At 65.2% G+C, this 6,270-nt stretch carries 8 protein-coding genes; 4 read left to right on the top strand and 4 right to left on the bottom strand.

Features of this window, described 5'->3' with window-relative positions:
- Nucleotides 1–146: 146 nt before the first annotated feature.
- Entirely contained in the window at nt 147–1,112 is a 966-nt protein-coding gene (locus AC0L23_RS23260; RefSeq protein ID WP_018453772.1) for a 2-hydroxyacid dehydrogenase, read from the bottom strand.
- Between the two features lie 144 nt (nt 1,113–1,256).
- Here AC0L23_RS23260 and AC0L23_RS23255 point away from each other — a divergent pair, with 144 nt between their 5' ends.
- The 4 genes from AC0L23_RS23255 (at nt 1,257) to AC0L23_RS23240 (ending at nt 4,022) form a co-directional block, all read left to right on the top strand.
- Nucleotides 1,257–1,625 (top strand): YciI family protein, encoded by a 369-nt coding sequence (locus tag AC0L23_RS23255; protein WP_026232592.1) that lies wholly within the window; start codon nt 1,257–1,259, stop codon nt 1,623–1,625.
- Nucleotides 1,622–2,938 carry an RNA polymerase sigma factor gene (locus AC0L23_RS23250; RefSeq protein ID WP_018453774.1) on the top strand — a complete coding sequence of 439 codons (1,317 nt, stop codon included), beginning with the start codon at nt 1,622–1,624 and terminating at the stop codon, nt 2,936–2,938. The genes AC0L23_RS23255 and AC0L23_RS23250 overlap by 4 nt, the downstream gene beginning before the upstream one ends.
- A 95-nt stretch (nt 2,939–3,033) precedes the next feature.
- The gene (locus tag AC0L23_RS23245; protein WP_018453775.1) at nt 3,034–3,570 is read left to right on the top strand and encodes an SRPBCC family protein; all 537 of its coding nucleotides are present in this window, start codon (nt 3,034–3,036) and stop codon (nt 3,568–3,570) included.
- Between the two features lie 38 nt (nt 3,571–3,608).
- Nucleotides 3,609–4,022 carry a VOC family protein gene (locus AC0L23_RS23240; RefSeq protein ID WP_085348912.1) on the top strand — a complete coding sequence of 138 codons (414 nt, stop codon included), beginning with the start codon at nt 3,609–3,611 and terminating at the stop codon, nt 4,020–4,022.
- A gap of 96 nt (nt 4,023–4,118) precedes the next feature.
- Here AC0L23_RS23240 and AC0L23_RS23235 read toward each other — a convergent pair whose 3' ends face one another.
- From AC0L23_RS23235 to AC0L23_RS23225, 3 genes are all read right to left on the bottom strand, one after another.
- Nucleotides 4,119–4,472, bottom strand: a complete 354-nt coding sequence (locus AC0L23_RS23235; RefSeq protein ID WP_085348911.1) for a hypothetical protein — start codon at nt 4,470–4,472, stop codon at nt 4,119–4,121.
- 434 nt (nt 4,473–4,906) lie between these two features.
- The gene (locus AC0L23_RS23230; RefSeq protein ID WP_018453779.1) at nt 4,907–5,344 is read right to left on the bottom strand and encodes a hypothetical protein; all 438 of its coding nucleotides are present in this window, start codon (nt 5,342–5,344) and stop codon (nt 4,907–4,909) included.
- 81 nt (nt 5,345–5,425) lie between these two features.
- Nucleotides 5,426–6,214, bottom strand: coding sequence for an SDR family NAD(P)-dependent oxidoreductase (locus tag AC0L23_RS23225; RefSeq protein ID WP_085348910.1), 789 nt, complete (start codon nt 6,212–6,214; stop codon nt 5,426–5,428).
- Between the last annotated feature and the right edge of the window lie 56 nt (nt 6,215–6,270).

The following is a 6,270-nucleotide window of genomic DNA, read 5'->3' as shown; positions in this document are numbered from 1 at the left end:
CCCCGGCCGGCGCGCGCGGCGGGCGGCGGGGGGGGGGGGCGGCGGGGCGCGCCCCCCCCCACCCCCCGTCCCGCGCCCCCCCCCCCCCCCCCCCCCCCCCCCCCACGGAGGGTAGGGAGCGGTCGTGCCTTTTTCAGGCGTGCGGCCTAATACCCCCGCGTCCGGTCCACCACGTTCTCCAGCACACCACACGCCTCGAACCGCGCGATCTGCTCGGCGACATAGGCCGAGATCGCGTCGGCGTCGGTGTCGGCGGCGTTGTGCGGGGTCAGCAAGACCTTGGGATGGGTCCAGAACCGGCTGTCCGCCGGCTGCGGCTCCTGTACGAAGACGTCGAGCGAGGCGGCGCCCAGCGTGCCGTCGTCGAGGCAGGCCAGGATGTCGGCTTCATTCTGGAGGCCGCCGCGGCCGGCGTTGATCAGCACGGGCGCACCGAGCGGGCTCTTGCGGTTGAGCTTGGTGAAGACGTCGCGGTTGAGGATGCCGTGTGTATCAGGCGTCAGCGGCAATAGGCTGACGAGAATATCGGTCGTGCGCAGGAACGCGTCGATTTGCCCGGCGCCATGGAAACATTCGACACCCGCGATGATACGCGGGCTGCGGCTCCAGCCGGCGACGCGGAAACCAAGCCGCCGCAGCACATCGGCCGCATCAGTGCCGAGCGTGCCCAGGCCCATGATACCCACCGTGACGGCGCTCGCTGGCCATTGATAGGTCGGCTCCCAGCGCTTTTCGCGCTGCGACTGGCGCAGATAAAGCTCCTGGCGGTGGTGCATCAGCACGTGCTGCACGACGTATTCGGTCATGCGGCCGGTCAGATCAGGCACGGCCACGCGCACCAGCGGCACGTTCGGAAGGCTCTTGTCCGCCATCAGCGCGTCGACGCCGGCGCCCAGATTGAAGATCGCACGCAGATTGGGGAAAGAGCCGAGGTCGCCCGGCACCGGCTTCCACACCGCGGCATAATGCACCTCGGCCGGATCGAGCCCGGCATCGGGCAGCAGCACCACGCGGCGGCCGCCGCAGACGGCGTCGAACCGGGCCTTCCAGCGCTCAGGCAGCCAGTTCTGCTGCGTGCTGTTGATCAGGACGGCCAGGGTGCCAACGGTCATTCGAAGTGCCTCTTTAAGTTCCGCTTTTGAAGGCCCTCCTTGGCACGATCTGCCGGATTTTTCTTGCAATTTTTTTCCGCAGCCATGTCGGGGCAAGGCATACTGGATCGTCTTCAAAACAAGCGCTCAGAGAAGGTACTGCCCATGCTTTATGCGATCCTTTGCTATCACGACGAGGACTTCGTCGGCTCATGGAGCAAGGACCAGGACGAGACCGTGATGAAGAAGCTCGCCGTGGTGCAGGAAGGTCTCGCGAAGCAGGGCAGGCTCGGCCCGGTGGCGCGGCTGCTGCCGACCACTGCGGCAGCGACGCTGCGCAAGGAGGACCCGCCACTGGTGCTCGACGGCCCCTACGCTGAGACCAAGGAGCAGTTGCTCGGCTTCTATATCGTGGATTGCAAGAATCTCGATGACGCACTCGATGTCGCCCGCGACCTCGGTGCCGCCAATCCCGGCGGCGCCTACGAGGTGCGCCCCGTCGGCGTGTTCAGTCCCGGAGGGAATCTGAAATGAGCGAAGCCGATACCGCCTGGATCGAGACCGCGCTGACCTCGGCGCGCCCCCAGGCGGTCGGCGCGCTGCTGCGCTATTTCCGCGATCTCGACACCGCCGAGGAGGCCTTCCAGAACGCCTGCCTGCGCGCGCTGAAGACCTGGCCGCAGAACGGACCGCCGCGCGATCCCGCCGCCTGGCTGATCATGGTCGGCCGCAACGTTGCCATCGACGAGGTGCGCCGCACCCGCAAGCAGCAGCCGCTGCCGGAGGACGACCAGGCGATCTCCGATCTCGACGACGCCGAGGGCGCGCTCGCCGAGCGGCTCGACGGCTCGCACTACCGCGACGACATCTTGCGGCTGATGTTCATCTGCTGCCATCCAGGGCTGCCGGCAACGCAGCAGATCGCGCTGGCGCTCCGCATCGTCTGCGGCCTGACGGTGAAGCAGATCGCGCGCGCCTTCCTGGTGTCGGAAGCGGCGATGGAGCAGCGCATCACGCGTGCCAAGGCCAAGGTCGCGGAGGCCGGGACGCCGTTTGAAACGCCGGGCGCGGTCGAGCGCTCGGAGCGGCTCGCCGTTGTCGCGGCGATGATCTATTTGATCTTCAACGAGGGCTATTCGGCGAGCGGCGACACCGCCGAAATCAGAAAGCCGCTGTGCGAGGAAGCGATCCGGCTGGCGCGGCTGCTGCTGCGGCTGTTCCAGAGCGAGCCGGAGATCATGGGACTCACGGCGCTCATCTTGTTGCAGCATGCGCGCAGTGCCTCGCGCTTTGCCGCGGATGGCTCGCTGATCCTGCTGGACGACCAGGATCGTTCGCTGTGGAACGGCACGATGATCGCGGAAGGCCTCGCGCTGATCGACAAGGCGATACGCCATCGCCGCAGCGGGCCCTACCAGATCCAGGCCGCGATTGCTGCGCTGCATGCCCGCGCCTCCACGCCTGAGGAGACCGACTGGGCGCAGATCGACCTGCTCTATGGTGCGCTGGAGGTGGTGCAGCCCTCGCCGGTGGTGACGCTCAACCGCGCGGTCGCGGTTTCCAAGGTGCGCGGACCGCAAGCCGCGCTCGACCTGATCGAGCCGCTGGCGCCAAAGCTTGCCAACTACTTCCATTTCTATGGCGTGCGCGGCGCCTTCCTGATGCAGCTCGGCCGCAACGACGAAGCCCGCATCGCCTTCGACCGCGCCATCGCCCTCGCCAACACGTCCGCAGAAGCCGCTCACATCCGCATGCATCTCGATCGCCTGATCCGGGACAGCCAGCCCAAGGGCGCCAATGGCGGCGCCAGGCAAGACGCTAAGGTCGAAGGCGCAAAGGTGAAGTAGGGAGCGCCTGCCTGGGGCATAACAAATTTTTCCGCTTCGCCTTGTCGGGCCCGGTCCCCTCCCTTCGTCCTAGGAGCGTATCCAGGGAGCCATTCATGCTGAAAGCCATTGCCGTCATCGCCATCCTGCTCGCGGTCGGAATCGTGGGCGTGCTCGGCTTTGCCCTGACGAAGCCCGACACATTCCGCGTCGAGCGCAGCCTCGCCGTGAAAGCGCCGGCCAATGCAGTCTATCCCTTGGTTGCCGATTTCCATCGCTGGACGGCCTGGTCCCCCTACGAGAACCGCGATCCTGCGATGAAGCGGGCGTTTGGCGGCACCGCGCAAGGCAAGGGCGCGACCTATGCCTGGGACGGCAACAACAATGTCGGCGCCGGCCATATGGAGATCCTCGAGGCGAGTGCGTCGTCAAAACTACGCATCAAGCTCGATTTCGAGCGGCCTTTCGAAGGCCACAACACCGCCGAGTTCACCTTTGTGCCGCAAGGCGATGCCACACTGGTCACGTGGGCGATGTCCGGTCCGGCCCCGTTCCTGTCCAAAGTCATGCAGGTGTTCGTCAACATGGACAACATGATCGGCAAGGATTTCGAGGCGGGCTTGGCCAGCCTGAAGAAGCTCACCGAGAAGTAGCGCCGTCACCCCGAACCAAAGCAAAAAGGAGAGAAACGATGCTCAATCCCTATCTGTTCTATCAGGACACCTGCGAAGCGGCGTTCAATTATTACGCCAAGGTTCTCGGCGGCAAGATCGACGCCATGATGCGTTCTTCGGACGCACCGCCGGACATGGCTGCGGCGCCCGGCCGCGAGAAGACGATCATGCATGCGCGGATGTCGCTGCCCGACGGCAGCGTGCTGATGGCCTCCGACGCACCAAGCGAACATTTTCACAAGCCGCAGGGCTTTTCGATCTCGCTCACGGTCGCGGACCCGGCGGAGGGCGAGCGCAAGTTCAACGCGCTCGCCGATGGGGGCAACGTCACCATGCCCTTCAGCAAGACGTTCTGGGCCAAGGGTTTTGGCATGTGCGTCGACAAGTTCGGCATTCCCTGGATGGTGAACTGCCCGGCCGAGGGAATGTGACAGGCGCGATCGCCTGACGCGCTGAACGGCGATCCCCTCTCCCCTACGATGCGGGAGAGGGGCGCCCATGAGGACGTCGCGTCGACCGCGTGCCCCTCAGCGGATCGATCCGGTCACGTCATTGCTCGGTGGCTGGGAGGAGGGAACGCAGCGCGGACAGATCACGAGCTTTGTCCCGAGCTGCCTGTCATTCTCCGCTTCGATTTCGTCGTGGATTGCCCACCACGCCGCGGAGTACGGGCGCAAGGTGCCGAGGACTCTCTCCCGCTCCTGATTCGGATCACTCGCCGCGGGAGCTTGGGTCGCCACGCGACGCTTGATGACGGAGGGACGGTTCGGATCCTGACCGAGGCCGTCCCATGCGATCGGACGGCGATCCTGCGCAGGCGCGACCACGCATCCCATGAGCGTTGCGCAAAAAGTGAGCAAGACGAAGCCGTGTCGCATCATGCCGGACCCTTGGGTGTTGTATGCGACGCGCCAAGTCCGCTTACCGAAGCTTGCGTCGCACCGCTCAAATGGAACCTAAGGGAAACGCGTGGCCGACATGGCCGAATATGAATTCTGCTGTCGCACCACATTGCGAGAGCAGTGAGGCCGCTTCGTGAAATGATGCGGACCGCATCGCACAACAACTGGCGCAAGATTAGGCTGTGAACTCCGGGACAGAATCGTTATTTATTTCGTCATAAATTCTAAAAACTGGGGCGGGCGGACTTGGAAGGGGAGCGACCGATGGCGGCGGCGCTGCAGATCAACTTTGCACTTTGGGGTATGCTCATCTGCGCGAGCATGGAATTGACCGAGTTGATCCAGAGTTTTTACTAGACCTCTCGAAGCAGGTGACCGGCGCAATTTTGGCGGGCGATTGCGTCCGCCGATCATCACCGGCAACGCGGATAGATCGCGGCGAGGTCGCGTCCCTTCAGCAGAAGCAACCGCGACGAGAGGCCGCCGCGGCGGCTGATCCAGTCACGCACCGGGCCGGGATAGGCCGCAAGCACCGCATCTGATGCTTCCGGCTCGGCGTAGAAGCGTCCGCGCCGATCGACCGATCGCGCCGCGTGGAAGCCGAGCACGGCGCGTTTCGTCACGCAAATCCGCTCGCCCGGCACGATGCTCAGTACCAGTGTGCAGGCGGACAGGCAGGGACCATCGATCACCACGCGCTCGCCGCTCTCGCGCACCTTCTCGAACAAATCGAGGAACGGCCCGACCTGTCCACCGGGCGACTGGATGATGCGGATTTCGGCCGAGGCAGGCGTGGCGGCGAGCAGCGCGGATGCGAGGATCAGGGCCCTGAGAAAGGTGACGCGCCGCATGAAGCCTCCGCGAATTCGAGTCCGTAGGATAGGCCGACGAGAAGAGGTGGTAACGCTTCGCTAGGCCAACCTACGCGGTGCCTACCCGTTCCTCCGCTCGCCGCGCAGCGTCGGCAGGCCGATGCCTGCCGCATCGAAGCCGCCATCGACGGCCAAAATTTGTCCGGTGATGTAGCTCGATCGTTCCGAGCACAGGAAGTAGATGGCTTCGGCGAGTTCCTCTTCCAGGCCGTAGCGGTTGAGCGGAATGGCGTCGTGATAATCGGCGCGGATCTCGCTGGTGTGCACCTGCTTCGCCATCGCGGTGTCGACCGGTCCCGGCGCGACCGCGTTGACACGGATGTTGAGGGACGCGAGCTCAACCGCGAGCTGCTTGGTAAGGTGCGCGAGACCGGCCTTGCTGGTGCCGTAGGCCGAGCGCAGCGTCGAGGCGCGCACTGCCGAGATCGAGGTGATGTTGACGATGGCGCCGCCATTGCCGTCGCGCATCAGCGGCACCGCCGCCTTGGTGCAGAGGAACGGGCCGGTGAGGTTGACCTCGAGCACGCGCCGCCAATCGGTCTCCGACGTCTCCATCAGCGGCGCGAACACGGCAATGCCGGCATTATTGACGAGCGCATCGAGCCGGCCAAACCGCTGTTCGACCGTCGTCATCGCGGCGGCAACCGCGGCTGCGTCCGAGACGTCGCAGGTCAACGCCAGCGTGGCCTCGTCCCGGCCGATCTCGGCGACCGCGCAGCCGAGCAACTCGCCCTCGATGTCGATCAACGCCACCCGCCAGCCCTCGCTCAAAAACTTCTTCGCGGTCGCAAGCCCGATGCCACGCGCGGCTCCGGTGACGAGGGCAACGCGGTGCGGGGTAGGGGGCATTGGCTGATCGGTCCTTATGAAAGATTGGGTCGCGCAAACGCGAGCCTCTTTTACTT

The sequence above is a fragment of the Bradyrhizobium sp. MI1.4 genome, from assembly GCF_055811315.1.
This window is presented reverse-complemented; position numbering and strand designations above follow the sequence as displayed.